Source organism: Arthrobacter crystallopoietes (assembly GCF_017603825.1).
Lineage (GTDB): Bacteria > Actinomycetota > Actinomycetes > Actinomycetales > Micrococcaceae > Crystallibacter > Crystallibacter crystallopoietes_B.
In genome coordinates this window covers 122,146-145,987 of record NZ_CP072014.1, presented here as the reverse complement: position 1 = coordinate 145,987, position 23,842 = coordinate 122,146, and the positions used below count along the sequence as shown (strand labels likewise).

Annotated in this window: 29 protein-coding genes, 1 pseudogene and 1 riboswitch; of the genes and pseudogenes, 18 read left to right on the top strand and 12 right to left on the bottom strand. The window is 64.5% G+C overall.

Features of this window, described 5'->3' with window-relative positions:
* Positions 1-91: 91 nt before the first annotated feature.
* Genes J5251_RS00765 through J5251_RS00750 form a run of 4 tightly spaced genes read left to right on the top strand, consistent with a single transcriptional unit; the run spans position 92 to position 3,716 of the window.
* Entirely contained in the window at positions 92-1,108 is a 1,017-nt protein-coding gene (locus J5251_RS00765; RefSeq protein ID WP_139004402.1) for a Bug family tripartite tricarboxylate transporter substrate binding protein, read from the top strand.
* Positions 1,105-1,608 carry a tripartite tricarboxylate transporter TctB family protein gene (locus tag J5251_RS00760; RefSeq protein WP_139004403.1) on the top strand — a complete coding sequence of 168 codons (504 nt, stop codon included), beginning with the start codon at positions 1,105-1,107 and terminating at the stop codon, positions 1,606-1,608. Before J5251_RS00765 ends, J5251_RS00760 begins: the two co-directional genes overlap by 4 nt.
* The gene (locus J5251_RS00755; protein WP_139004404.1) at positions 1,609-3,330 is read left to right on the top strand and encodes a tripartite tricarboxylate transporter permease; all 1,722 of its coding nucleotides are present in this window, start codon (positions 1,609-1,611) and stop codon (positions 3,328-3,330) included.
* Positions 3,327-3,716, top strand: a complete 390-nt coding sequence (locus tag J5251_RS00750; RefSeq protein WP_139004405.1) for a universal stress protein — start codon at positions 3,327-3,329, stop codon at positions 3,714-3,716. The genes J5251_RS00755 and J5251_RS00750 overlap by 4 nt, the downstream gene beginning before the upstream one ends.
* Before the next feature lie 89 nt (positions 3,717-3,805).
* On the opposite strand, the gene J5251_RS00745 is transcribed toward J5251_RS00750, so the two are convergent.
* On the bottom strand, positions 3,806-4,054 hold the full coding sequence (locus J5251_RS00745; protein WP_074700955.1) for an SCO4226 family nickel-binding protein: 249 nt from the start codon (positions 4,052-4,054) through the stop codon (positions 3,806-3,808).
* Positions 4,055-4,388: 334 nt separating this feature from the next.
* Between J5251_RS00745 and J5251_RS00740 the strand changes: the two genes are divergently transcribed.
* A complete protein-coding gene (locus J5251_RS00740; RefSeq protein ID WP_208574965.1) occupies positions 4,389-5,027 on the top strand; it encodes a TetR/AcrR family transcriptional regulator in 639 nt (212 codons plus the stop codon).
* On the opposite strand, the gene J5251_RS00735 is transcribed toward J5251_RS00740, so the two are convergent.
* Positions 5,024-5,983 carry a diacylglycerol/lipid kinase family protein gene (locus tag J5251_RS00735; RefSeq protein WP_208574964.1) on the bottom strand — a complete coding sequence of 320 codons (960 nt, stop codon included), beginning with the start codon at positions 5,981-5,983 and terminating at the stop codon, positions 5,024-5,026. The genes J5251_RS00740 and J5251_RS00735 overlap by 4 nt on opposite strands.
* Before the next feature lie 199 nt (positions 5,984-6,182).
* Between J5251_RS00735 and J5251_RS00730 the strand changes: the two genes are divergently transcribed.
* The gene (locus J5251_RS00730) at positions 6,183-7,295 is read left to right on the top strand and encodes an HNH endonuclease family protein (protein WP_244250745.1); all 1,113 of its coding nucleotides are present in this window, start codon (positions 6,183-6,185) and stop codon (positions 7,293-7,295) included.
* A gap of 54 nt (positions 7,296-7,349) precedes the next feature.
* On the opposite strand, the gene J5251_RS00725 is transcribed toward J5251_RS00730, so the two are convergent.
* On the bottom strand, positions 7,350-7,787 hold the full coding sequence (locus J5251_RS00725; RefSeq protein WP_244250744.1) for an acylphosphatase: 438 nt from the start codon (positions 7,785-7,787) through the stop codon (positions 7,350-7,352).
* Between J5251_RS00725 and J5251_RS00720 the strand changes: the two genes are divergently transcribed.
* Together J5251_RS00720 and J5251_RS00715 are read left to right on the top strand one after the other, a co-directional pair.
* Positions 7,786-8,703, top strand: coding sequence for an NAD(P)/FAD-dependent oxidoreductase (locus tag J5251_RS00720; RefSeq protein ID WP_208574963.1), 918 nt, complete (start codon positions 7,786-7,788; stop codon positions 8,701-8,703). The two genes, J5251_RS00725 and J5251_RS00720, sit on opposite strands and share 2 nt — an antisense overlap.
* 13 nt (positions 8,704-8,716) lie before the next feature.
* Complete coding sequence (locus J5251_RS00715; protein WP_208574962.1) at positions 8,717-9,745, top strand: NAD(P)H-dependent flavin oxidoreductase; 1,029 nt, start codon at positions 8,717-8,719, stop codon at positions 9,743-9,745.
* Positions 9,746-9,761: 16 nt separating this feature from the next.
* Here the strand turns inward: J5251_RS00715 and J5251_RS00710 are convergent, their stop codons facing one another.
* A complete protein-coding gene (locus J5251_RS00710) occupies positions 9,762-10,307 on the bottom strand; it encodes a hypothetical protein (protein ID WP_208574961.1) in 546 nt (181 codons plus the stop codon).
* Between the two features lie 179 nt (positions 10,308-10,486).
* Here J5251_RS00710 and J5251_RS00705 point away from each other — a divergent pair.
* A pseudogene (locus tag J5251_RS00705) lies at positions 10,487-10,994 on the top strand (M20 metallopeptidase family protein); the annotation flags it as partial.
* Positions 10,995-11,049: 55 nt separating this feature from the next.
* Positions 11,050-12,396 (top strand): MFS transporter, encoded by a 1,347-nt coding sequence (locus J5251_RS00700; protein ID WP_208574960.1) that lies wholly within the window; start codon positions 11,050-11,052, stop codon positions 12,394-12,396.
* Positions 12,397-12,525: 129 nt separating this feature from the next.
* On the opposite strand, the gene J5251_RS00695 is transcribed toward J5251_RS00700, so the two are convergent.
* Positions 12,526-12,756, bottom strand: a complete 231-nt coding sequence (locus tag J5251_RS00695) for a hypothetical protein (protein ID WP_139004413.1) — start codon at positions 12,754-12,756, stop codon at positions 12,526-12,528.
* Positions 12,757-13,142: 386 nt separating this feature from the next.
* Here J5251_RS00695 and J5251_RS00690 point away from each other — a divergent pair, with 386 nt between their 5' ends.
* Positions 13,143-13,493, top strand: coding sequence for a DUF1801 domain-containing protein (locus tag J5251_RS00690; RefSeq protein WP_208574959.1), 351 nt, complete (start codon positions 13,143-13,145; stop codon positions 13,491-13,493).
* A 22-nt stretch (positions 13,494-13,515) separates the two neighbouring features.
* Here J5251_RS00690 and J5251_RS00685 read toward each other — a convergent pair whose 3' ends face one another.
* A complete protein-coding gene (locus J5251_RS00685; protein WP_139004414.1) occupies positions 13,516-13,893 on the bottom strand; it encodes a glyoxalase superfamily protein in 378 nt (125 codons plus the stop codon).
* A 9-nt stretch (positions 13,894-13,902) separates the two neighbouring features.
* Positions 13,903-14,148 carry a hypothetical protein gene (locus tag J5251_RS00680; RefSeq protein ID WP_208574958.1) on the bottom strand — a complete coding sequence of 82 codons (246 nt, stop codon included), beginning with the start codon at positions 14,146-14,148 and terminating at the stop codon, positions 13,903-13,905.
* A gap of 194 nt (positions 14,149-14,342) precedes the next feature.
* Here J5251_RS00680 and J5251_RS00675 point away from each other — a divergent pair, with 194 nt between their 5' ends.
* Positions 14,343-15,359: a magnesium and cobalt transport protein CorA gene (locus J5251_RS00675; RefSeq protein WP_208574957.1), complete on the top strand. Its 1,017-nt coding sequence runs from the start codon at positions 14,343-14,345 to the stop codon at positions 15,357-15,359.
* A gap of 11 nt (positions 15,360-15,370) precedes the next feature.
* Here J5251_RS00675 and J5251_RS00670 read toward each other — a convergent pair whose 3' ends face one another.
* Together J5251_RS00670 and J5251_RS00665 are read right to left on the bottom strand one after the other, a co-directional pair.
* Complete coding sequence (locus J5251_RS00670) at positions 15,371-15,709, bottom strand: GNAT family N-acetyltransferase (RefSeq protein ID WP_171059294.1); 339 nt, start codon at positions 15,707-15,709, stop codon at positions 15,371-15,373.
* A gap of 142 nt (positions 15,710-15,851) precedes the next feature.
* Positions 15,852-17,192, bottom strand: coding sequence for a pyridoxal phosphate-dependent aminotransferase (locus J5251_RS00665; RefSeq protein WP_208574956.1), 1,341 nt, complete (start codon positions 17,190-17,192; stop codon positions 15,852-15,854).
* Between the two features lie 104 nt (positions 17,193-17,296).
* Between J5251_RS00665 and J5251_RS00660 the strand changes: the two genes are divergently transcribed.
* Together J5251_RS00660 and J5251_RS00655 are read left to right on the top strand one after the other, a co-directional pair.
* Positions 17,297-18,097: an SDR family oxidoreductase gene (locus J5251_RS00660; protein WP_208574955.1), complete on the top strand. Its 801-nt coding sequence runs from the start codon at positions 17,297-17,299 to the stop codon at positions 18,095-18,097.
* Positions 18,098-18,603: 506 nt separating this feature from the next.
* Positions 18,604-18,840, top strand: a complete 237-nt coding sequence (locus J5251_RS00655; RefSeq protein WP_139004419.1) for a hypothetical protein — start codon at positions 18,604-18,606, stop codon at positions 18,838-18,840.
* Here J5251_RS00655 and J5251_RS00650 read toward each other — a convergent pair.
* Together J5251_RS00650 and J5251_RS00645 are read right to left on the bottom strand one after the other, a co-directional pair.
* On the bottom strand, positions 18,825-19,904 hold the full coding sequence (locus tag J5251_RS00650) for a YihY/virulence factor BrkB family protein (protein ID WP_208574954.1): 1,080 nt from the start codon (positions 19,902-19,904) through the stop codon (positions 18,825-18,827). The two genes, J5251_RS00655 and J5251_RS00650, sit on opposite strands and share 16 nt — an antisense overlap.
* Before the next feature lie 20 nt (positions 19,905-19,924).
* Positions 19,925-20,476, bottom strand: a complete 552-nt coding sequence (locus tag J5251_RS00645; RefSeq protein ID WP_208574953.1) for a flavin reductase family protein — start codon at positions 20,474-20,476, stop codon at positions 19,925-19,927.
* Between the two features lie 107 nt (positions 20,477-20,583).
* A riboswitch (guanidine-III (ykkC-III) riboswitch) is annotated at positions 20,584-20,652 on the top strand.
* Positions 20,653-20,661: 9 nt separating this feature from the next.
* Between J5251_RS00645 and J5251_RS00640 the strand changes: the two genes are divergently transcribed.
* The 4 genes from J5251_RS00640 (at position 20,662) to J5251_RS00625 (ending at position 22,749) form a co-directional block, all read left to right on the top strand.
* Positions 20,662-20,976 carry a DMT family transporter gene (locus tag J5251_RS00640; protein WP_208574952.1) on the top strand — a complete coding sequence of 105 codons (315 nt, stop codon included), beginning with the start codon at positions 20,662-20,664 and terminating at the stop codon, positions 20,974-20,976.
* A 3-nt stretch (positions 20,977-20,979) separates the two neighbouring features.
* Positions 20,980-21,354: a DMT family transporter gene (locus J5251_RS00635; RefSeq protein WP_208574951.1), complete on the top strand. Its 375-nt coding sequence runs from the start codon at positions 20,980-20,982 to the stop codon at positions 21,352-21,354.
* Positions 21,355-21,526: 172 nt separating this feature from the next.
* Positions 21,527-21,817 carry a hypothetical protein gene (locus tag J5251_RS00630; protein ID WP_208574950.1) on the top strand — a complete coding sequence of 97 codons (291 nt, stop codon included), beginning with the start codon at positions 21,527-21,529 and terminating at the stop codon, positions 21,815-21,817.
* A 158-nt stretch (positions 21,818-21,975) separates the two neighbouring features.
* Positions 21,976-22,749: a sigma-70 family RNA polymerase sigma factor gene (locus J5251_RS00625; protein WP_139004425.1), complete on the top strand. Its 774-nt coding sequence runs from the start codon at positions 21,976-21,978 to the stop codon at positions 22,747-22,749.
* Between the two features lie 24 nt (positions 22,750-22,773).
* Here the strand turns inward: J5251_RS00625 and J5251_RS00620 are convergent, their stop codons facing one another.
* Positions 22,774-23,730, bottom strand: coding sequence for a glycosyltransferase family 9 protein (locus J5251_RS00620; RefSeq protein WP_208574949.1), 957 nt, complete (start codon positions 23,728-23,730; stop codon positions 22,774-22,776).
* Positions 23,731-23,842 lie beyond the last annotated feature (112 nt).

Sequence of the window (23,842 nt, the reverse complement as noted above, 5' to 3'; positions counted from 1 at the left end):
ACACAACTTTCTTTGAGAACACAAGAGTGACGGGCATCACGGCCGGCCATACCGTGGACTTATTCGTACTCCTGATGAGAAGAGGATTCCCATGCGTCGATTCAACGCATTCCGCCTGGCCGCCGTGGCGGCAGGCATTGCACTTGCAGCCTCGGGCTGCGGTGTCACCGGGTCCAGCAGCGGCAGCGACGCGGCCGGCACCTCGGCCGCTGCCGAGGGCCCGATCAGCGACCTGCGGATCATGGTCCCGAACACACCGGGCGGCGGTTACGACACCACCGCCCGCGTGGCCGCCAAGGTCATGGAGGAGACGGACATCGCCTCCAACATCGAGGTATTCAACCTGGCCGGTGCCGGCGGTACCGTGGGCCTGGCCCGCGTGGTCAATGAAAAGGGCAACGGCGACCTGGCCATGCTCATGGGCCTGGGCGTGGTGGGCGCGAGCTACACCAACGAGTCCGAGGCGAAGCTGACCGAAACCACGCCGCTGGCCCGCCTGATCCAGGAGCCGGGCGCCATCATGGTCTCCAAGGATTCCCCCTACAAGACCATCGATGATCTGGTGAAGGCGTGGAAGGAAGATCCGTCCAAGGTCAGCGTGGGCGGCGGCTCCTCGCCGGGCGGTCCGGACCACCTGCTGCCGATGCAGCTCGCGCAGACTGTCGGCATCGACCCGAAGGACGTGAACTTCGTGTCCTACGACGGCGGCGGCGACCTGCTCCCGGCCATCCTCGGCAACAAGCTCGGCTTCGCCGCTTCCGGTGCAGGTGAATACATCGATCAGATCAAGAGCGGCGAGATCCGCGTCCTGGCCACCAGCGGCGAAGAGCGCCTCGAAGGCGTCGATGCCCCCACCCTGCAGGAATCCAACATCGATCTGGTCTTCAGCAACTGGCGCGGCATCGTCGCCCCGCCGGAGGCCAGCGAGGAAGACAAGCAGAAGTGGATTGACGCCCTGGAGAAGATGCACGGCACCCCCGAGTGGCAGCAGGCCCTCGAGACCAACGGGTGGACCGACGCCTTCGCCACCGGCGAGGAGTTCGCCTCCTTCCTCAAGGAACAGGACGAGCGCGTGGCCAATGTCCTGACTGAACTGGGGCTTGCGTGAAACAGCTGGCTTCCCGGCTGAAAGGCCGCTCCGAGCTGGGCATCGCTGCCCTGCTCGGGGCGGTCGGCCTGATCGTCATCCTGGACGCGCTGTCCCTGAACGTCCCGTATTCCCAAGCCGACCCGGTCGGCCCGAAGACCCTGCCCTACATCGTCGGGGCGCTCCTGCTGGTTTGTGCCGTACTGCTGGCCATCAACATTCTGCGTGGCGGCCAGGGCGAGGCCGAGGGCGGCGAAGACGTGGATCTGACCCATCCCACCGACTGGCGTACCGTAGTGCCGCTGCTGGGCGCCTTCGTGCTCAACATTGCCATCATCGACACCGTCGGCTGGGTCATCTCCGGAACCCTGCTCTTCTGGGGCAGCGTCTGGGCCCTGGGCAGCCGCCGTTATATCCGCGACGGCATTATCTCGCTGGTCATGGCTCTGGGTACCTTCTACGGGTTCTACCTCGGCCTGGGCATCGCACTGCCGGCCGGACTGTTGGAAGGAGTGCTCTAAATGGAGACATTCGACCTGCTGATGCAGGGATTCTCGACGGCGGCCACGCCCATGAACCTGCTGTACGCCTTTATCGGTGTGCTGCTGGGTACCGCGGTCGGCGTGCTGCCGGGCATCGGGCCGGCCATGGCCGTGGCCCTGCTGCTCCCGGTGACCTACTCGCTGGAACCGACCAGTGCGTTCATCATGTTCGCCGGCATCTACTACGGCGGCATGTACGGCGGCTCCACCACCTCCATTCTGTTGAACACCCCGGGCGAGTCGTCCACGGTGATCACCGCCATTGAAGGCCACAAGATGGCCAAGTCCGGGCGGGCGGCGCAGGCCCTGGCCACCGCCGCCATCGGCTCCTTCGTAGCCGGCACCATCGGCACCGCGCTGCTGGTGGCGTTCGCCCCGTTCGTGGTGGACTTCGCCGTCAGCCTCGGCGACCCCAGCTACCTGGCCATTATCGTCCTGGCGCTCATCGCTGTGACCGCCGTGCTCGGCGGTTCCAAGCTGCGCGGTTTCTCCGCCCTCGGCATCGGCCTGGCCATCGGGCTGGTCGGTGCAGACCCGGTTACCGGGCAGCAGCGCCTCGTCTTTGGCCAGCCGCTGCTGGTGGACGGGCTGGACATCGTGGTTGTCGCCGTCGCCATCTTCGCGGTCGGTGAAGCCCTCTGGATCGCCGCGCACCTGCGCCGCAAGCCGATGCAGACCATACCCGTGGGCCGGCCCTGGATGGGTAAAAAGGACTGGAAGCGGTCTTGGAAGCCGTGGCTGCGCGGCACTGCTTACGGCTTCCCGTTCGGCGCCCTGCCGGCCGGCGGTGCCGAAATCCCCACGTTCCTGTCCTATGTGACAGAGAAGAAGCTCTCCAAGCATCCGGAGGAGTTCGGCCACGGCGCCATCGAGGGCGTTGCCGGTCCCGAGGCTGCCAACAATGCCTCGGCGGCCGGTACACTGACCCCGATGCTGGCGCTGGGCCTGCCGACGAACGCGACCGCCGCCGTCATGCTGGCCGCCTTCATCCAGTTCGGTATCCAGCCCGGACCGCTGTTGTTCGACAGCGAGCCGCAGCTGGTGTGGGCGCTGATCGCCAGCCTGTTCATCGGCAACACTCTGCTGCTGCTGATCAACCTGCCGCTGGCACCGGTTTGGGCCAAGCTGCTGCAGCTGCCGCGTCCCTACCTCTATGCCGGCATCCTGTTCTTCGCCACGTTGGGCGCCTACGCAGTCAACCTGCAGGCATTCGACCTGGTGATCCTGCTGCTGCTCGGCCTGCTCGGCTTTGCGATGCGCCGCTACGGACTGCCGGTGCTGCCTCTTGTCATCGGGCTCATCCTCGGCCCGCGCGCCGAGGAATCGCTGCGCACCACGCTGCAGCTGAGCGCCGGAAACATCTCCGGCCTGTGGAGCGAGCCCGTCGCCGTCGTTGTTTACATCATCGTGGCGCTGGTCCTGCTTGCGCCGCTGGTCCTGAAGGTTATTCGCAAGCGCCGGCCGCAGTCGGTCCTCGCCGGAAATGTTCCGCTGGGCGTGGGCGAAACTGCTGCCGACAACGACGGCGTCGTGGCCGGTACGGCAACCGTCTCTCAGCGCGACGGCGACCGAGTACGACCGGATAGCAACAGGGACGGCGACCCCACCGGACAAGGACCCGACGAAGCCAGTGGCATTTCCGACGGAACCGAGGCCCGGCACCGTGCCGAAGAAATCAAACATGAACGGGAGAAATCGTGAGCATCGTAGTCGGGTACATCCCCACGCCGGAAGGCGAAGCCGCCCTGGAACGGGCCATCCGCGAGGCATCCACGGCCGAGGCGCCGCTGGTAGTGGTGAACTCAACGCGTGGCGATGTCTTCGTTGACCAGCGGTTTGTCCAGTCCGATGCCGCCAAGGAACTGGAGGGCCGCCTCGCAGCCTCCGGCGTGGAGCACACTCTGCTCCAGCCGGTGGGCGGCCACGATGCCGCGGACGAGGTGCTCGATGCGGCGGAGACGCACCGGGCGGACTTGATCGTGATCGGGCTGCGCAAGCGGACTCCGGTGGGCAAGCTGATCATGGGCAGCACCGCGCAACGGATCCTGCTTCAGGCAGAGTGCCCGGTGCTGGCCGTCAAGGCGTAGGCCGCGGGGCCATTGGAAAAGTGATAAACGTAGAGGAACCGTTCCCACGGTGGGAGCGGTTCCTCTGCTGAATTCGTCCCGCGAGGGCTTCAGACGACGAGCGGTACTGCATGCACTTCGTCGGCGGGATGGCCGGCGCGCTCGTGGATACGCTGGACGGCCTCGGCTGACGGTGCTTCGGAGAGGCAGTAGACAACCCCGCTCTCCGGATCGGCCCATGCCTTCTTAAATTCCACCTTTTCTTCATCCTGAATGGCAAGGTCCGCGTTATGGGCCTCCTTGAGGGCCTCGGCGGTGATGCCGACCATGTTGTGATGCACATCCATGAACTCGGGCATGACACTTTCCTTTTCTGTTCATTCATCAGCGTCTACGGAAATGGATTGGATTCGGCAAGGCCTCCCTCCGGAAGCCCTACTTACATGGTCCTCTTCCCGCCGGTGGCATGACAAGCATCCGCCCGTGCCGGCTGGCAACGCTGGTTCCTGCAACCGCAATTACTCGCCGGTTAAAGCAGAGAGCCCTCGGCAGAAGTTGGGGGTCTCCGCCGAGGGCTTACGCGCGGGGCGCCCGGTTGGGGGTTCAGGCGGCAAGCCGCGCGCTGCAAGGTCAGTCTTTCATATTGCGTGCTGGAAAGAAAGACAAGTCTGTCTACCGGCTACAATGTGTTCCATGACACTACGGATCGAAGCTGATGGTCGTGCCGAAACCGGGGCACCCGTCGTGGTTCGCCTTGATCCAAAGGAACGGATTCTCGCTGCCGCCTACGAACTGTTTTCGCGGCGCGGCATCCGGGACGTCGGGGTTGATGAGCTGATTCGCGAATCCGGCGTCGCCAAAGCGACCTTCTACCGCCATTTCCCCTCCAAGGACGACCTGGCGCTGGCGTTCCTGGAACGCAGGGACCAGGTGTGGACCACGGGCTACGTGGTGGCCGAAGCGATGCACAGAGGGGACACCGCGGAGCAGCGCCTGCTGGCCGTTTTCGACGTCTTCGACGAGTGGTTCCAGCGCGAGGATTTTGAAGCCTGTTCCTTCGTGAACGTGCTGCTGGAAATGGGCGCCGGCCATCCGCTGGGCCAGGCCTGCGTTGAGTATCTGGGCAAGATCCGCGGCCAGTTGCGGCGTTGGGCCGATGAGGCGGGGCTGGTCGAGACCGAAGCGTTTTCCAACTCATGGCATCTGTTGATGAAGGGCTCCATCATCCTGGCCGCCGAAGGGGACCGGCAGGCGGCCAGCCGGGCGCGGAAGATGGGCCTCCGACTGCTCGAAGAGTACCGTCCGCGTCTGGAGCCCGTCGGGGACGCTTAGGGCTCCGGGCTGGTCAGGATGGCAGGATCCTTCTTGCCGTACGGCATCCGCACACGCAAAGAGTTGGGTTCAACGCGCATGGCGATGTGCGTGCCCTTGCCCAGATAGTCGCCGTCGATCTCGATGTCCTGCGGCTCCTGCGTTTCAATCACTGCGGACTTGCACTGGAAATACTCGATCGAAGGGTCCTTGCCCTTGCCGCGGCGGAGCAACCCGGCGACCACCCCAAGCCAGCCGAACGTTCCGTGCGGTGCCACGGTCATGATTTCCAGCAGCCCGTCGTCGATCTTGGCCCCGGGGAAGATTTCCAGCCCGCCCATGATCTTGCCGCAATTGCCTCCCATGACACTGCGGAGCCGGCGGCCGATTGGTTTTCCGCCGTCGATGGTGATCTTGGTCCGCTGCGGCTTGCCAGGCAGATTGCGGATTCCGGCGTCGACATAGGCCAGCCAGCCGACCTTGTCCTTGAGGTCGTCGCGGGTGTCGCCCATCATCGCCGCGTCGAAGCCCAGGCCGGCCATGACCAGGAAGACGTGTGCCTCCATGGCCCGGTCGACGGTCACGTGGACGACGTCAAGACGGCGTTCCGTGCCGGTCAGGGCGACCCGGATGGAGCCTTCGGGATCATCGACGTCGAGATCCAGATTGCGGGCAAGCAGGTTGCCGGTTCCCAAGGGCAGCAGCCCCAGCGGCGTATCCGTGCCGGCGAGTTCTTCGGCCACGCAGCGAACCGTTCCGTCGCCACCGGCGGCGATCACCAGGTCCACGCCGCCGTCCAGGGCTTGCTGGGCCATGCCATGGCCCGGGTCTTCCTTGGTGGTTTCCAGCCAGAGCGGCTCGTCCCACCCCTCGTCCGCACTGATTTTTGATACCAGGTCCCGGATGTCCACGGTTGTCGGCTTGATGGGATTAAGCACGACGGCGGCGCGCCGGGACGTGTTCGATGGCTCGGTCATATGCGTCCTCAGGGTTTTGTGCTGATAGTGCTTGATCCGAGTCTAACCGCGCGCCTGCCGCGCGGGAGCGGGCGGCGGCTGATTGCACCCGAAGGAGTCAGGCTGGGGTCACGAAGACTGTCGGGACTGCGCTGTACTGTGTAGGGGAAGATCGGTTTGAGTTGGGGGAAGTGTTCCTTTGGGGGAGAAGCAAGCGGCCGTGAGGCCACACCGGCGGTTCATTGCTGCCGGCTGTCTGATCATTGTGCTGCTGGTTGTCTGGCTGATCGCTGGAACGTCTGCGGACGCGGAGGAAAGCAGGGGCCAAAGCAGCCCGGTGCCTAGCCAAACGCCGGCAGTGGCGGTGCCGTCGCCGTCGTCGTTTTCTGAGTCACCGGCAGCACCGGACCCCGCGCCGGCAACGGACAACGCTCCTGCGCTGGAAAGCTCCGAACCGGAACCGGCCAAGCCAGAGGACCGGCAGAAGCCAGACGTCGCGGCACTTGCGCTGCTGGAAACCCTGCCGATCAAGGGCCGCGCGCCGAAGACCGGGTATGACCGCGACGAATTCGGGCAGGCCTGGGCGGACGTGGACCGCAACGGCTGCGACACCCGGAACGACATCCTGGCGCGTGACCTCAGCGCGCTTAGCTTCCGCAGTAACGAATCCTGCCGCGTCATCAGCGGCGTGCTGCAGGACCCGTACTCGGGCCGGACGGTGGAATTCACCCGGGGCCAGGAAACCAGTGCGCTGGTCCCCGTGGACCACGTGGTGGCCCTCAGCGATGCCTGGCAGAAGGGTGCGCAGCAGCTGACGCTTGAGCAGCGCACCTTGCTGGCGAACGACCCGCTGAACCTGTTGGCGACGACGCAGCGGATGAACAGCCAGAAGTCCGACGGCGACGCGGCCACCTGGCTGCCGCAGAACAAGTCCTTCCGGTGCGCGTACGTCTCCCGTCAGATCTCGGTCAAGGCCGCCTACTCGCTGTGGGTGACGATGGCAGAACACGACGCGATGGAACGGATCCTCGCCGACTGCCCGGATGAGGCTGCCGCCGATTCAACCCTCGTGGAGGAACCTCTCGCGCCAGCGGAGCCGCGGGCGGATAAGGCCCCGGCGGCCGAGGAGCCCGCACGAATGCCCGTGCCTGCAGCGGATAAGGCCGCACCGGGTGCCGCCCCTTCCCCGGCGCCTGCACGGAGCGTGAACTGTTCTGACTTCGACACTCATGTTGCAGCCCAGACTTGGTTCGAGTACTATCACCCCACGATGGGGGACATCGGCGGGTTGGACGCCGACGGCGACCTGTTGGCCTGCGTGAGCCTGCCGTAAACGTCAGCGCTTTCAGCGCGTCACAAGCCCAAACTGAAGTACTAGAGCATCCGGTTAACCGACCCCGAAGCGCGTGAACTCTCCGGTGGCGCGTGCATAGGTGGCATCGACATTCCGGATCAGCCCGGGGCTGTCGCCCGAGTCCAGCCGCGCCAGAAAATCCTCGACCGCTTCCTTCGTGCCCTCGGCGACGATTTTGACGGAGCCGTCGGGCTGGTTCATGGCTGCACCATGCAGGTCAAGCTGCTCGGCTTGTTCCCGCGCCCAATAGCGGAAGCCCACCCCCTGGACCTGCCCGCTCACAATGGCCAGAAGCCGGGTCCGGTTCCGTTGTACCTCGTCATCAATAGCCATGCTTCCAACGTAGCCAGCCCCGGCCGGTTGGTCGAGGGCTGGACGGAAGAAGGCCGGCACCGGCGGCCGGCACAGAATCCTGTCCAATTCGCTCGAACCACTGTCAAGCCCGCGGCCGGAACGGTAAAACTGGTCCATGACCCCAGTGCAAAAACAGGAGTACGACGTCGTCATCATCGGCGGTGGTGTCGCCGGCCTGAGCGCAGCGCTGGTGCTCGGCCGCGCGCGACGCAAGGTAGCCGTGGTGGATTCCGGCACTCCGCGCAACCAGTTGGCCTCGCATGCCCACGGTTTTCTCACCCGGGACGGGACCGCCCCGGCGGAGCTGCTCCGGCTGGCGCGCGAGGAGGTCCGCGGTTACGGCGTTGACCTGATCGAAGCAACTGTGGTGGACGTCACCGAAGCTCGTGTCGCGGTGCTCCGCGACGGCAGCCGGGTGAGCGGGCGGCATCTCATTCTGGCCACCGGGCTGCGCGACGTACTCCCGGAGTTGGCCGGTGCCGACGAGCGGTGGGGCAGGGACCTGCTGCAGTGTCCCTACTGCCATGGGTGGGAGGTCCGCGACCGCAAGCTCGGGGTGCTCGCCACCGGCGATACTTCCTTCGAACAGGCCCTGCTGGTCCGCCAATGGTCGCCGCAGGTCACGCTGTTCACGCACATCTCAGGGGAGCCTGATGACGTCCAGCGACGGCGGCTCGCTGCCCGGCACGTGGCGATTGTGCCGGGGGAGGTGAAGGGGCTGGTCGTTGAAGACGATGCCCTGGCCGCGCTTGAATTGGCGGACGGGCAGCGCGTCGACTGCCAGACCCTGTTCGTTGAACCTGAGGCCGCGGTCGATTCCGCGATCATATCGTCAGTGGGCTGCGGCCGTGCGGAGGACGGCTGCATCACCACGGACGGAATCGGCAAGACGGACATCGAGGGGGTCTGGGCAGTGGGCAACGCAAACGATCCGTCCGCCCAGCTCATTGCCGCCGCCGGGGATGCCTACCGGGTGGCCGTCTCGGTCAACGCCGAACTGGTGCGCGAAGATGTGGCGGCGGCCGGCGGTTAGGTAGTCTTCGGTTATGTGGACTCCAGCCGAACTTGAATTGCCCGTCGTCGCCGCTCCGATGGCGGGAGGGCCGTCCACCCCTGCCTTGGCCGCGGCAGTGAACGACGCCGGCGGGCTGGGTTTCCTGGCCGGGGCACTGAAGGCGCGGGGCAAGGTTGACGAGGAGATCGCGCACCTGCGCGCGCTGACGGACAGGCCGTTCGGCGTGAACCTCTTTGTGCCCGCCAACACCGCAGCGGAACCGGCCGCCGAAGACGTCGAGGCCGTTGAAGCCTACCGGCACCGGCTCGCCGAGTTCCTGGAGACCGCCGTGCCGGAGCCGGACTGGCAGGACACCGACGACTACGCCGGCAAACTGGAGCTGTTGGTTGAAGCCCGGCCGGCGGTCGTCTCGTTCACCTTCGGTCTGCCGGAGGAAGAGGCCGTCGCCAAACTGCACCGGGCAGACATTTCGGTGTGGGCCATGGTGACCGGCGCGGAGGACGCCCGCGCGGCCGAGGCCCGTGGGTGCGACGTACTGGTAGTCCAGTCAGCGGAAGCGGGCGGACACCGGTCGACCTTCGACGTGCGCGCCGAGCCGAATGACCAGACCCTGGAAACGTTGCTGCCCGAGGTACGTGCCGCCGTCGGCCTTCCCCTGGTGGCTGCCGGCGGAATCAGCTCCCCCGCTCAGACTGGACGGGCGCTGGAACTGGGGGCTGTGGCGGCGCAGGCCGGCACCGCGTTCCTGCGCACGCCGGAATCCGGCGCCGCCAAGTTCTACAAGGACGCCTTGATCGACGCCCGTTTCAGCTCAACCGCACTCACCCGGGCCTTCTCCGGCCGGCTTGCCCGCGGGCTGGAGAATGACTTCATCCGCGGGTTCAGCAAGTACGCCCCGGCGGTCTATCCGCAGGTCAACCAGCTCACGCGTGCCGTCCGGGTAGCGGCAGCCGAGGCGCAGGATGCGCAACTCATGTCGTTGTGGGCCGGCGTCGGCTTTCCGGACGCAACGGCGGAACCGGCTGCGGACGTGGCCCGGCGGCTCGGCCGGGTGGCCTGAGCCAGTCGGCCCCAACTTAGCCGGTCGGTGGGCGCGGCACCACCACTTCGCCCGTCGCCGTGGTGTCCGTGTTGAGCATCCACCCCACACGCTTGACGAATTTGACGGTCAGCGAACTCTCCACAATGCGCGCGCCCGGCACTGCGGCGAGGAAATCCGCTTCGATGTCCGTGACATCTGAGGCTGCGCGCAGCCACGTGATGAACGTGAAATTGCTGGTTCCGGTGGTCGAGGCGCACAGGCGCAGTTGCCCGATTTGCCGCAGCGCCGCCCGCGGCAGAGAGCCACTGGTCCGGCGGTACGTCCACAAACCATTGGCAGCTGACCGGGAAGCCGGAATAATCCTGTGCCACCTCGCAGCGGAAGGCCGGCGTTCCGGACTCAAGCACCCGGTTGAGCTGGCGGCGCGCATCGGAGGCCGCTGGATTTTGCGGAAGCGGGCGCGCTGCTGCGGGCTGAGCGCATCCAGCTCCCAGGAATCCGCGCCGGTGTGCAGGGCGGTGCAGACTCCACTTTGGTAGCGGACCAGGCCGGGTATCTGTGCCGGTTGGGGCAACACCATACGCGTGAACGCTGCGTAGCAGGTGCGCGGTGAACCAGGCCAGCCCGTCGGCCCGCAACCGCTGCCAATGCGCGGCCCACGTACCGGGGCGCCGGAAGTTGTTTTCTGGGATTCTAGCGAATTGTGAGTGCGGTCACGAATAATGGTTGAAATGACTTTCTTGTCAGGAGTCAGTACACATGACCGTCACAGCGGATGCCCGTGGACTGCAGGATGACATTGTCCGGCTGCGTCACCGGCTGCATCAGGAGCCGGAGATCGGCTTGGACCTGCCGCGCACGCAGGAGAAGGTTCTGGAAGCCCTCGATGGCCTGCCCGTCCAGGAAGCCACCGGCGTGGACTACAGCTCCCGCGTCGACGGCGCCATGCATGCCTGCGGCCACGACCTGCACACCGCGATGCTCGCCGGCGCCGCCACCCTCCTGGCCGAGCGCCGGCACCAGCTGACCGGCGACGTCGTGCTTATGTTCCAGCCGGGGGAAGAGGGCTGCGACGGCGCAGGCGTCATGATCCGCGAAGGTGTGCTGGACGCAGCCGGCAAACGCCCTGACGCAGCTTTCGGAATGCATGTGATGGCTGGACTGGAGCCCAATGCCCGGTTCTTCACCAAAGCCGGACATCCTGATGTCGGCCTCGGACGGGCTCTTCGTGACGGTGCACGGTGCCGGCGGACACGGCTCTACCCCGCTGACATGCTGACAAACCAAATCCCTTCCCGAACGTCCTTCCCCAGGAGCCACCCATGACAACGAACGCTGAAACCAACCCGGCCCATCCCGGGCACCCGGCCAAGCACCTGCCGCCGCAGCCGGTGGTCAGCGCACGCCGGACCATCCTCGGCACCGGCGTCGGCAACGCCATCGAATGGTACGACTGGGCCATCTACGCTACCTTCGCCCCGTTCTTCGCCGGCCAGCTCTTCAACAATGAGGATCCGGCTTCCGCAGTGCTGGCGACCCTGGCGATCTTCGCCGTGGGCTTCCTGGCCCGGCCGCTGGGCGGGTTCGTCTTCGGCTGGTTGGGAGACCGCATCGGCCGCAAGTACTCGATGACCCTGGCGGTGGCCTTGGCATCGGTGGGCAGCCTGCTGATCGGCATCGCTCCGACATACGCGGCGATGGGCGCCCTCGCGTCAGTGACCCTGCTGGTCGCGAGGCTGATTCAGGGCCTGGCGCATGGTGGCGAGCTTCCGTCCTCGCAGACCTATCTCTCGGAGATGGCGCCCAAGGAAAAGCGCGGCTTCTGGGCCACCCTGATCTACACCTCCGGCACGGTGGGCACCCTTTTTGGCATCCTGCTCGGTGCCGTGCTGACCCTTGTCCTCAGCAGCGAGCAGATGCTCGCCTGGGGCTGGCGCATCCCGTTCCTGCTGGGCGCAGCACTCGGTCTCTATGGCCTGGTCATGCGGACCCGGATGAAGGAAACCGACCTCTTCGAGCAGGAGACCACGCAGGAAAAGCGTGAGCCGATGTGGCCGCAGATCATCCGTTACCGCAAGCAGGCACTGCAGGTCATCGGCCTGACCGTGGGGCTCACCGTTGTCTACTACACCTGGGGCATTGTGGCGCCGACCTACGCCTCGACCAGCCTGGGCATGGACCGCGGCGCAGCCTTGTGGTCCGGTGTCATCGCCAACATTGTGTTCCTGATCGCGCTGCCCATCTGGGGCAAGGTCTCGGACAAGATCGGCCGGAAGCCGGTGCTGTGGATTAGCTCCATCGGCGCGGCCACCATGCATTTCCCGATGACCTGGCTGCTGCAGGACTCACCTTGGCAGCTCGTGGTCTCCATGTCCGTCATGCTGATCTTCATCGCAGCCAGCGCCGCCATAGTCCCGGCCGTCTACGCTGAACTGTTCCCCACCAGTATCCGCACCATCGGCGTCGGTGTTCCGTACTCCATCTGCGTGGCACTGTTCGGCGGTACCGCCCCGTACCTGAACAGCTGGCTGACTGCCAACGCCGGCCCCAACGCCTTCGCGTTCTACACGGTGACCCTGCTGCTGGTCAGCGTCGCGTTCATCTTCACCATCCCGGAGACCAAGGGCAAGGACCTACGCGAGGAGCCTGTAGCGGTTCCGGCGCGCTAGCAGGTTTCGGGCAGGCCGTCGCCAAGCCGGCTGTCTGCCCGCTGGCGCCCATACAACAACAAAGGTCCCGGGGGCTGGCTGATTCAACAGCCGGCCACCGGGACCTTCTTCTACGGGTCGAAGCCGCGCCTATGCGACCTCGGGAACCCGCCAAATTGAATAATCGGACTGGCTGACCGTGCGGCGGTCGCCGCCGCCGTCCTCACGGATCCACACCAAGCCGACGCCGGGTGCGGTGCGGACAACTCTGCCGCGGTACTGAACGTCGTTCTCGATCCTTGCTTCAACGGCGTCGCCGCGGCGCAGCGCTCCGAGATTCCGGATCCGGGTCGGGGTGGCAGTGATTGTCGGTAGTGTCATAGGACCTCCTGTATCGATCGGTGAATAGGGCAGCGGCACCAGAGCAGCGGCGTCACAAAGGACACCGGGCCCCGGCTAAGTGGGGGGAGCGCAACAAGCAGGCAAACCGGCTGGTCTCAAGGAAAGCCGCGGCAAAGTGCGGGAATGACATTCATCGCAGAAACTCTGCCAGTACGGGCTGTACTCACGGGACCGATTTGCACTCTCAATATTTGACAACGAGGACCGGGCGGGTGTTATTCCCACCGTGCGCTTTTTCTTTTCCTTTTTCTTCGTTGGGGCTGGATGTCCTTGTCCTTGACAGCTGCCGGCATGGGTAAGAGTCTGTATCCGAACAGCCGGCACGGACCGGATCGCTCCGGGAATAGAACAGCAGGGACCCCAAAGTGGCGGACACCATCGACGAGTACATCGGCGCCTTGGACGAGGGCCTGAAAGAAGCTGCGGCCAAGGCCCGGAAGGTCATCGATGCGTGCCTGCCGGAGGCGGAGTCCCGGATGTGGCACGGACACCCGGTGTGGTTCATGGAGGGTGAACCGGTCGCGCTGCTTAAGGCTTATTCGAAGTACGTGACCTTCGGGCTCTGGAAGGGCCAGCAGATCAGGGACCCGTCAGGCAAGCTTGAGGCCGGATCCCGGCAGATGGCGTCCGTGAAACTCGCCTCCGAACAATATGTGGACGAGCAGCTGTTCGCGGACTGGCTGCGGCAGGCGCGGGAGCTGGAACAAGAATCCTAGCCTGAGTCCCGCCGTCGTACTTTTACGCCCGGTCCCGCGGCGGCATCTGCTGCAGCGCCCAGGTATTGCCGTCCGGATCGCTGAAGTAGACGAAGTGGCCCCACGGCTGCACGTCTATCTCGCTCGTCTCGACCCCGCGTCCGCGCAGTTCATCCCGGGCAGCTGCGGCGTCGTCGACAACGATCTGGAGCCCCTTCTGGGAGCCCGGGGCCATGTCCGTGATGCCGGTTCCCATCACGATGGAGCAGGCCGAGCCCTGAGGCGTGAGCTGGACGAAACGCAGATCTTCACTGACCCGGTGGTCGTGGTCGGCGTTGAAACCGACCTGGTCAACGTAGAACTTCTTCGCCCGGTCAACGTCGCTGACGGGTACGGCAACTAGCTCAAGTTTCCAGTCCATGGGACAACGCTAGACCGCCAGCTCGCTCTCTGGAAGACCAGGGCTGTCTTCATCCGCGCCGCAAAGCCAAACTTCGTACCCTTCGGCCTTCTCGAAGAGCTGCCTGGGATGTGCCCCGTCGTTTGCCAGCCAGAGGACTTCGGCCTTGAGCGAGACCGCGTCCACCCTGCCTGTACGCACTGCAGAGCCGCGCAGACGGACTTCCACGAGGGTTCCCGGGAGCAGGTCCCAATCGTCAATGCGGGTCGAATCCATTGTTGCCTCCGTGCAGGTTGGACGTGTTGCTGTTCCCACCTTCGCTGAGTGGACCGGCACGGCGCTATGGGCAGGGGCAGGAATTCATCCGGAGTTTACCCATTGCCCAATGTCTTGGCCCGGGCGCCCACGCGGTACATTGGCATGGTTCCAGCCGCGATGCGGCGATAAGGCACCTGGAGAAGGGACAGCGGATGTCACTGGTGGACAACGCAGTATATGTGGACGGCCACCGCACGGCGAGCCCGGAAAGCCTGGACGAGACATTCGAGCTGCTGCGGGAGCACCAGGGCATGGCCTGGATCGGCCTGTACCGGCCCAACGCAGAGGACGTCCGCACCGTTGCCCGCGAGTTCGACCTGCACGAGCTGTCCGTGGAGGACGCGCTGTCCGGGCATCAGCGCGCCAAGCTGGAACGCTACGGGACCACCCTCTTTATGGTGCTCCGCCCGGCCCGCTACCTGGACGACGTGGAGAAGGTGGAGTTCGGCGAGCTGCACATTTTCGTGGGCCCGGACTTTGTCGTCACCGTGCGCCATGCCGAATCACCGGGACTGGCCAAAGTACGACGGCGGATGGAAGCCAGCCCGGAACTTCTCGCCAAGGGGACCCAGGCAGTTTTGTACGCGATCCTGGACCAGGTTGTGGATGAATACGCGCCGGTGGTGGCCGGCTTGGAAAACGACATCGACGAAATCGAAGACGACCTCTTCGGCGGTAACCCGGACGTTTCACGCCGGATCTATGAACTGCACCGCGAAGTCATCGAATTCCAGCGGGCCACCCAGCCGCTGGACCAGATGCTCGGGTCGCTGGAGCGCGGATCCGACAAGTACGACGTGGAACTTGAACTGCAGCAGCGGCTGCGTGACGTCCATGACCATGTCATCCGCGTGGTGGACCGTGTCAACGCCTTCCGTGCCCTGCTCCAGAATGCCCTGAGCGTTCATTCCACGCTCGTGGCGCAGCGGCAGAACGAGGAGATGACCCGCCTGACGGAAACCAGCCTCGCGCAGAACGAGGAGGTCAAGCGGATCTCTTCCTGGGCCGCCATCCTGTTCGCCCCGACCCTGGTGGGTGCCGTCTACGGAATGAACTTTGACTACATGCCCGAACTGGAGTGGGTCTTCGGCTATCCGTTCGCGCTGGCGCTCATGGTGGGCATCGGCGTCGGGCTTTATGTTGTGTTCAAGCGTTTGAAGTGGCTCTGAGGCCGGATAGGCTACGCCGTCGCCGCGTCTGCGGGACCGATTTTGAAGCTGCCTAGCTGCGCCGGCGGCACCAGTGGGAGGTACTGGGGATTGCCGGCAATGAACTTGCGCACTTCGGGGCAGTACGGGAGGACGCCCAAGCGTCGATGGTGCGCATCATCCAGCACACTGCGGATAAGTTCGGTCTCGAAATCTTTGCCCTGGTACCGCGGCATGATCGTTGTCGCCAGGAACCAGATCTCGCTGCCCTCCATGCGGTACCTGAGGTAGCCGGCCACCACGCCGTTGTCGTAGATGTCGAACTGGGACGCGGCGGGATTATGACGGACAACGGGCATCATTGCCTCCATGAGTAGAGGTTGGGGGCCTGCACAAACTTCTGCGCACATTTCCCCCAAGGCACAATTGGTTGTGAGCCGAAGCCTACCAGTTGCATCTTGGGGAAAGTCCGGGCGCCCGGTTGCATCCTGGGAAGTCCGCCGCGTCCAGCTGCTACGCCGGGCGTTTTGCGGCGGGCGCCTCCGCCTGGGCCTGCGACTGCGCCTCCGCCTCCGCCTGGGCCTGGGCCAGGGCTGTCAGCGACAGCTGTGCCGTAGCGGTCTGCGCAGCGGCTGCCGCCTTCTTGCGGTAGAGGGTCAGGAACGAGGAAATGCGGCGCACCGCTTCTTCGATTTCATTCACCGAGGGCAGGATGACGAACCGGAAATGGTCCGGCGTCGGCCAGTGGAAGGCGGTGCCGTGCGAGACCAGAATCTTCTGCTCCTCCAGCAGGTCCAGGACGAACTGCTCATCGCTGCCGAAGGGGTAGATCTCCGGATCCAGCTTCGGGAACAGATACATCGCACCGGCGGCGGGAACGCAGCTCACGCCCGGTATCGCGTTGAGCAGCTCGCAGGCCCGGTCCCGCTGCTCCCGCAGCCGTCCGCCGGTCCGCACCAGATCGTTAATGCTTTGGTAACCGCCGAGTGAAGTCTGGATGGCGTGCTGGGCGGGAACGTTGGAGCATAGCCGCAGCGAAGCCAGCAGTTCCAGCGATTCGCGGTACGCGGCAGTGGCGGCGCGCGGACCGGTGATGGCCACCCAGCCGGCACGGTAACCGGGCATCCGGTACGCCTTGGACAGTCCGCTGAAGGTCAGGACGGCAACATCGTCGGCCACCGAAGCGGTGTGGATGTGGACCGCGTCTTCGTAGGTGATCTTTTCGTAGATCTCGTCCGAGAAAAGCACCAGGTCGTACTTTCGCGCCAGCTCGACGAACTGCTCCATGATGTGCTGCGGGTATACGGCACCCGTGGGGTTGTTCGGATTGATGATGACGATGCCGCGGGTGCGCTCCGTAATCTTCGCTTCGAGGTCCGCCATATCCGGCCACCAATTGTTGTCCTCATCGCAGAGGTAATGGACGGCCTCACCGCCGCTGAGAGTGACGGATGCAGTCCAGAGCGGGTAGTCCGGGGCGGGAATGAGGATCTCGTCCCCGTTTTCCAGGAAAGCCTGCAACGTCATGGAGATCAGTTCGCTGACGCCGTTGCCGATGAAGATATCCTCGACGCCGATCTGCATCAGGCCCTTGGTCTGGTAGTACTGCGAAATGGCCGTGCGGGCGGAAAAGATGCCCTTGGAATCGCTGTAGCCCTGGGCCTCGCGCAAATGGTGGATCATGTCCACGACAATCGACTCCGGCGCTTCCAGCCCGAACGGCGCAGGGTCGCCAAGGTTCATGCGCAGAATACGCTGCCCTTCGGCTTCCATCTTCTTGGCCGCATGCAGGATGGGCCCGCGCAATTCATACCGGACGTTCTGGAGCTTGCTGGAGTGTTGCATTGGACGCATAGTCCATGTTTTCATACTGCGCGCAAACGTCCTATGATCTGCGCCACCCGGCCATTTCCCGGCAAGGGGTAGTGCCTTCCTGAGGGCATGGGAACAATGGGCGTATGAGCGAGTTCAAACCCAGAACAGCAATTGTGACCGGCTCGGATTCAGGCATTGGGCGCGCAACCGCCGTCGCACTCGCCGAAGCCGGCATGGACATCGGCGTCACCTGGCACCTGGACGAAGCTGGCGCAGAGGACACCGCTGCGGAGGTCCGTGCCTGTGGACGGCGTGCCACCGTTGCCCGGCTGGATACCACCGAATTGCCGGATTGCGGCGACGTCGTCGATGGTCTTGCGGAGGAGTTGGGCGGGCTCGACGTCTTCGTCAACAACGCAGGCACCGGAGCCAGCGAACCGTTCCTGGACACCAGCTATGAAACGTGGCGCCAGGTAGTGGCCACCGATCTCGACGGCGCATTCGTCTGCATGCAGCGGGCGGCGCGGCGGATGGTGGCGGCTGGCGATGGCGGGCGCCTCATCGCCGTAACGAGTGTGCATGAACATCAGCCGCGCGTAGGGTCTTCTGCGTACGACGCCGCCAAACACGGACTGGGCGGGCTGATAAAAACCATGGCCCTGGAGCTGGGCGAGCACCGCATCACCGCGAATGCCGTTGCACCCGGGGAGATCGCTACGCCCATGACGGGGCAGACCGACGAAGATCCCCGGGCGAAGGACCGGCCGGGCATCCCCTTGGGCAGGCCGGGGGACGCTCGGGAAGTAGCGGCCGTGATCGCGTTCCTCGCTTCGCAGGAAGCCAGCTACGTGACCGGCGCTTCCTGGTCGGTCGACGGCGGCATGCTGCAAATGGGGCCGCAGGCCGGCTCCCATATCATCAGCGGAGAATGGCGGAAAGGCTGACGCCGGATTCCGGTGGCCTGTCGTGACTGCTCAATTGCGCTTGTCTTCGCAAATTGCATCATGATCTGTACCGCTGATTCCAAAGCCACGCAAGCTATCCGCGCCGTCGGACCACCAAGGAGCCAGACCGGGAATACAAGTCCTCTGCTGTCCCATGAGGAAGCGCATCCGCCGCCCTTGCGATGGCAAGCGGGCCGTTGTCCTGTTCGGTCCAAATCAGGCCGGCGAAGACCGCCGCCGGGAGCCATATTGTTATTCCGCCGTTATCGGCGGGTGAGGGCAGGCCGCAACCCGATCCCTAGTGGGGATGCATGCTTTCATTGGTATTCCCGGCGGCAGCGGGTGGCATGCCTGAAGAGGGCTGTGCAGGGGGATTAGGATAAATGTTCCTGTCGGGTAGGTCAACCCGCACCCGGAATCATTGTGGAGTTCTTCTGCTTCTGCTACTTTCAGATTTCAGGTTAAGCAACAGCCTGTGGCTCTCTTGAAAATTATTGGAGTGAACCATGGCCCCGAAACGCCTCCTTCCCCCAGAGGAAGGCTTTCCCCAGGATCTCAGCAAGGTACCGGATACGGAGTTGGAAATTCTCAACAGCCGCATTCTGCGCCAAGTTGAACGGGAATACCTGCAGTTGGGATCACCTGATCCGGAAACCGAATTCCGCAGCGAAGAACTCCGGGTCGAGCTCGATGCCCGAGACGCAAAAGACTCGGTAGCGGGAGAAGTTCAGCCCTCCCTGTAATTAGTATGTGAATGGATATGCCGTAGTTCGCGGCCGTCGTTGACCAGCTCAAGCTCCTTGTCGCGGAGCTTCAGCGTCTGGCGTGTATCCCGCGGGGGCAGGCGCAGTGTCTCCTCCGCTTCGATACCCGCCTGCAACTGGCGGCCGCGTTCTATTTCCGCGTCGAGTTCGGCCCCGAAGAGCAGAACCACATTCATGATCCAGATCCACAGCAGCAGTACGATCACGCCGCCGATGGTGCCGTAGGTGGCGTTGTAGTTGCCGAAGTTCGAGACGTAGAAACCAAATCCGGCGGTCGCCGCGGCCATAACCAGGATGGCGACGAAGGCGCCGATGCTGATCCAACGGAATTTGGGTTGCCGCACATTCGGTGTGGCGTAGTACAACAGGGCGATCATGAACACCAGCAGCAGCACCATGACCGGCCATTTGGCGATGTTCCAGGTCTGAAGTGCCGTATCGCCGAGTCCAATCATGCTGCCGAGGGTTTCGGCCACCTGGCCGGAGAGCAGTAAGAGCAGCATCATGAGGACTACGGTGATGATCAGCGAGAGTGTTATGCCCAGCATGATCGGGTAGAGCTTCCAGATCGGCCGGCCCTCGGGCACTTCGTAAATATTGTTCATGGCCCGGCCGAAGGAGCGCACATAGCCGGACGCCGTCCAGACAGCACCGATGATACCAACGGCCAACGTTAGCCCGGCTGCAGTGGACGTGGTGAGCTGATTAATGGGCCCTTCAATGAGGCTGACGGCATTCCCAGGTGCACCCAGTCTTTCCAGCATCTCAATGATGGTCCGGGTTGTAGCTTCCCCTTGACCGACGACGCCGAGAAGGGAGACGACGGCGAGCAGGCCGGGGAAGACCGACAAGACGGCAAAGTAGGTCATGGCCGCGGCAAGATCGGTACATCGATCCGAGCTGAACTCACGGATTGTGCGCTTGAGGATGTAACCCCAGGCGGGCTTGGTGAGGTCGGTAGGGGAATCGGGCTTGCGGTCGCTGTCCGGCGGCGGAAACTCGCGGCCGTCCCGGGGACTTCCTGTGCTGCTCGCGGCGGTCATGATCACCTGATCCTCTGTTATCAGCGGTCCAGCCGGTAGTAGGCGGAACCGAAATGGACAAGCGGGTCGAGTTCGTCCGCACCCGAGGCGGCGGAGCCCATCGCGAGCACTTCACCGACGACCAGCAGGTGCGTGGCGGCTGGGTGGATTTGCGTGGTCCGCAGTTCGAAATGGGCCAGGGCGTTATCGACAACGACGGCGCCGGAGGCGGCCCCGCGCCGGTACGGGACCTGGGTCAGCAGCCCCTCCAACGGCGTCCCCGGACTCGCCAGCCAATTCGCGATGCCCTGCTGCCTGCCGGTGAGCAGGCTCAACGCCCACCTCCCGCTTTCGGCTACTGCCTCGGCGATGCGGGATTCACCGTAAAGACTGACCAGCATGGTGGGCGGATCGTAGGAGACCGACAGATGGCCGGTGACCGTTGCAGCATAGTCCCGCCCGCGCCAGTTGGTGGAAACAACGCCGACGCCGGCTGCAGCGTTGGCGCTGAGCAGGCGGTATTGATCGATTTCGGCTTCCGTCGGCGCGCCGGCGTTGAGCCGGTAACTGTCCGGCGGTTCCGGGTTCTCCATTTGTCCATCGTGCCACGCGAGCCGCTCCTTCGGGCACGGTTGGCCGCTTCTGGTGGTGACATTGGCAACCAAACCCCGCCCCCGCCGTCGTACGTTGATATCTTCGTAGCAAGACCTCGAAGCCGCAGGTCTCCGGACGACGGATCAGTACCCGGTGAGCGACAAGACTGGCCAAAGGACTTCCGATGGAATGGATAATACTGATCCTGTCCGGTGTGCTCGAAGCGGTGTGGGCGACGGCGCTGGGCGCGTCCAAGAACTTCCGGCGGCTGTGGCCGACAATCACGTTCTTCGTGTCGATGACCGCCAGCATGGCCGGCCTGGCCTACGTTATGACGGCGATCCCTGTCGGCACCGCTTACGCGGTCTGGGTCGGCGTGGGTGCTGTGCTCACGGCGGCCTACTCGATGGCCTTCGGCGGCGAGACGGTTTCGTGGGCGAAGGTGCTGCTGCTGCTGGGCATTATCGGCTGTGTGGTAGGCCTGAAGGCGGTGGGTTGAGCCATGCATTGGACCGTCTTGCTTATCAGCGCCGTACTGGAAGCCGTCTGGGCAACCGCACTCGGGGCGTCGGAGGGGCTCTCGCGCCCCGGACCGACAGTGCTGTTCTTTATTGCCCTGTCCCTGAGCATGGTGGGCCTGGGGTATGCCATGCGGGGAATCCCGATCGGCACGGCCTATGCCGTCTGGACAGGTGTGGGGGCGGTGCTGACCGTCGCCTACGCGGTGGCCTTTACCGGTGAGGCCGCGGGGCTGCTGAAGGTTCTTTTCCTCGTCGGGATCATTGGTTGCGTGATAGGGCTGAAGGTTGTGGATTCCAAGCAGCCGACGCGTGAACGGCAGCACAACGTCCCGGAGGCCGGCCGGCCGCCTTTGTGATCTCCCCAGTCTGGATTACTTGGAGGGCGGGGTAAGCAGTAGCCCTTAAGGCGTATACTCCCCGGGATTGATTAATGGATCATAAACTGCAGCTCGTTGTCGGCCTTGACGCCGGGCTCGAATCCGCGCGCATAGATGTCCGGGCTGCCTGACTACCGCTGGCTGCCAGGCGTTGCTGTGCGTCCTGAATCCGGCGCGCTCCCTGGCTGCTGACGTCTCCCTCACCCTGGATTTGCGTGAGGCGAGCCACATTGAAACCCGGGCCCTCGAACTGCTTGGCTACCTGCCCGGGCCCTCCAGCACCAGCGCGACGGCGATCTATTCCGAGGTGTGCTGTGTCCTGGGCGGTGTCGGCGTCGTTGTACTGCTGTTGCTGAAGCTTTTCCCGGTTTGTCGGGCGGATGAGGGGACAGCGGTCACTGGCGCTGACGCCCCGGGGCAACTGCACCTGTGCAGCGCATGAACTGCTTCTTCGGCTTATACCTTCTTCTCCCCGGGTAGGAGAAGATTTTCCGGCAACTCTTTCCAGCGGAACCGTTGAAATGTAAGCATGCTTATGTTTCCCTGAAGTGGAGACGCGGATACGCCGCGTGGTTCCCCTGATCAGGAGAGTCAACGGTTATGCAGCTTGCCAGTAGCCACAACAAAAACCTGTTTCGTCAGGCACGCCGTGCAAGAGGATCGCTTCGCCAGGCGCTTGAAGAGGAACTGGTGCTGGGACACCTGGACATTGCGGAAACGGCTGCACGCAACTATGTCGGAACCGGACGCGAGCTCGATGACCTGAAGCAGGTTGCGCGGATGGGACTGCTCAAGGCAGTACGGGGTTTCGACCCTGAACGCGGAACCGACTTTCCCGCTTACGCGATGCCCACAGTGACCGGCGAGCTCAAGCGCTACCTGCGGGACAGCTGCTGGGTAATCCGGCCGCCGCGTCATGTCCAGGATCTGCGCACCGCGGCGGCCAAAGCCGGGCCGGCCCTGGCTCAGCGGCTGGGGCGGGACCCATTCCTGTCCGAGCTGGCGGAAGACCTGGGCGAGAGCCTGCAGTCCGTAGCCGAGGCGCTGAATTGCCAGAACAGCCTGCGTCCGGAATCGCTGGAAGCGGATGCGGACGGCCGGCATCTGGCAGACACGCTGGGCGGCAATGACAACAGGCTGGAGAAAGCGGAGGAGATGCTCGTGCTGCGCGGCGCCATCCGCGAGCTCGACCGGCGCGAGCAGCAGCTGCTGTACTACCGGTACTTCGAGGAGGAATCCCAGCAGCGGGTCGGGGAGCGGGTGGGCATGACCCAAATGCAGGTTTCCCGTGCGCTGGCCCGCATCCTGGTAAAGCTGCAGCGCCAATTGCTGGGAGACCACGAGGCCGACACGGCCCGCGTGCGCACTGCCTAGTTGCAAGGTATCCCCCGGGGTAATTCAGATGCCCAGCCGGGACACCGCCGATAACACATCCTGCACGCTGACGGCCAGGAGCGCCGGATCCGGCTGGTCCGAGAAAGTGTCCCCGACGCGGAGCGATTCGTTCGTCAGCACGATGTGCGGTCCGGGCGGCGGACCCCATTCGGATACCGGGGCCGGCCCGAAGATGACCACGGAGGGGCGGCCGTACGCGGAGGCGAGGTGGGCGGCACCGGTGTCTGCCGAAATGACCAGTGATGCTTCCGCGACGGCCGCCGCGAATTCACCCAGCCCCAGCTCGCCTGCCACCACGGTTTCGGCGGGGAGGCCAGCGGCGGCTGCCACTTTTTCGGCACGGGGCCTCTCGCCGCTGCTGCCGGTAAAGAGTACCTCATGTCCGGCTGCGGCCAGTTCCCGCGCGACTTCGGCGAAGCGTTCCACAGGCCAGAGCCGGCTGCCGTACGCGGCGCCCACATGGATGACCACGGCACCCGGGCGGGGACTGGCAACCGCCGGTGACTGCAGCCGGTAGTCGAGCGGATCGGCGTCAATGCCATGCCAGTGGACCAGCCGTGCCCAGCGCTCGCGTTCATGGACGCCGTCCTGCCAGCACGGACCGTCCCACTCCTCGGACAGGTGGCCAATGATGCGTTTGGCCTGCAAAGCCCTAATCCGGCCGCGGCTCTCAGGCCCGCTGCCATGCAGGTTCACCGCAACGTCCACCCGTCCCGGGGAGAGCGCCAACGGAACGTCCAAGCCGTGCGTATCCAGCAGGTCATCCACGGAACCGACCAGCTCGATCATCGGACGGAGCCAGCCCTGTGCGGCGTAGATGATGCGGTGGTCCGGGTAGGCCCGCCGCAGGGCATGCAGGGCGGGGACCGCCACCAGCAGGTCGCCGAGCTTCAAGGCGCGCAGCACCAGCAGTTCCGGCCTGCCGTCGGGCTCCAGTCCGTCCCGGATCAATGGCTCCATGGTGGTGCAATGTCCTTCCGCTCGTGTTCGTTTTATCGTGCCATATGCTGCGGCCGGGCAGGCGGGAACGGGGCGAACCGGGAGAAGAAGTAAAAGAAGTAGCAGCGGAAGT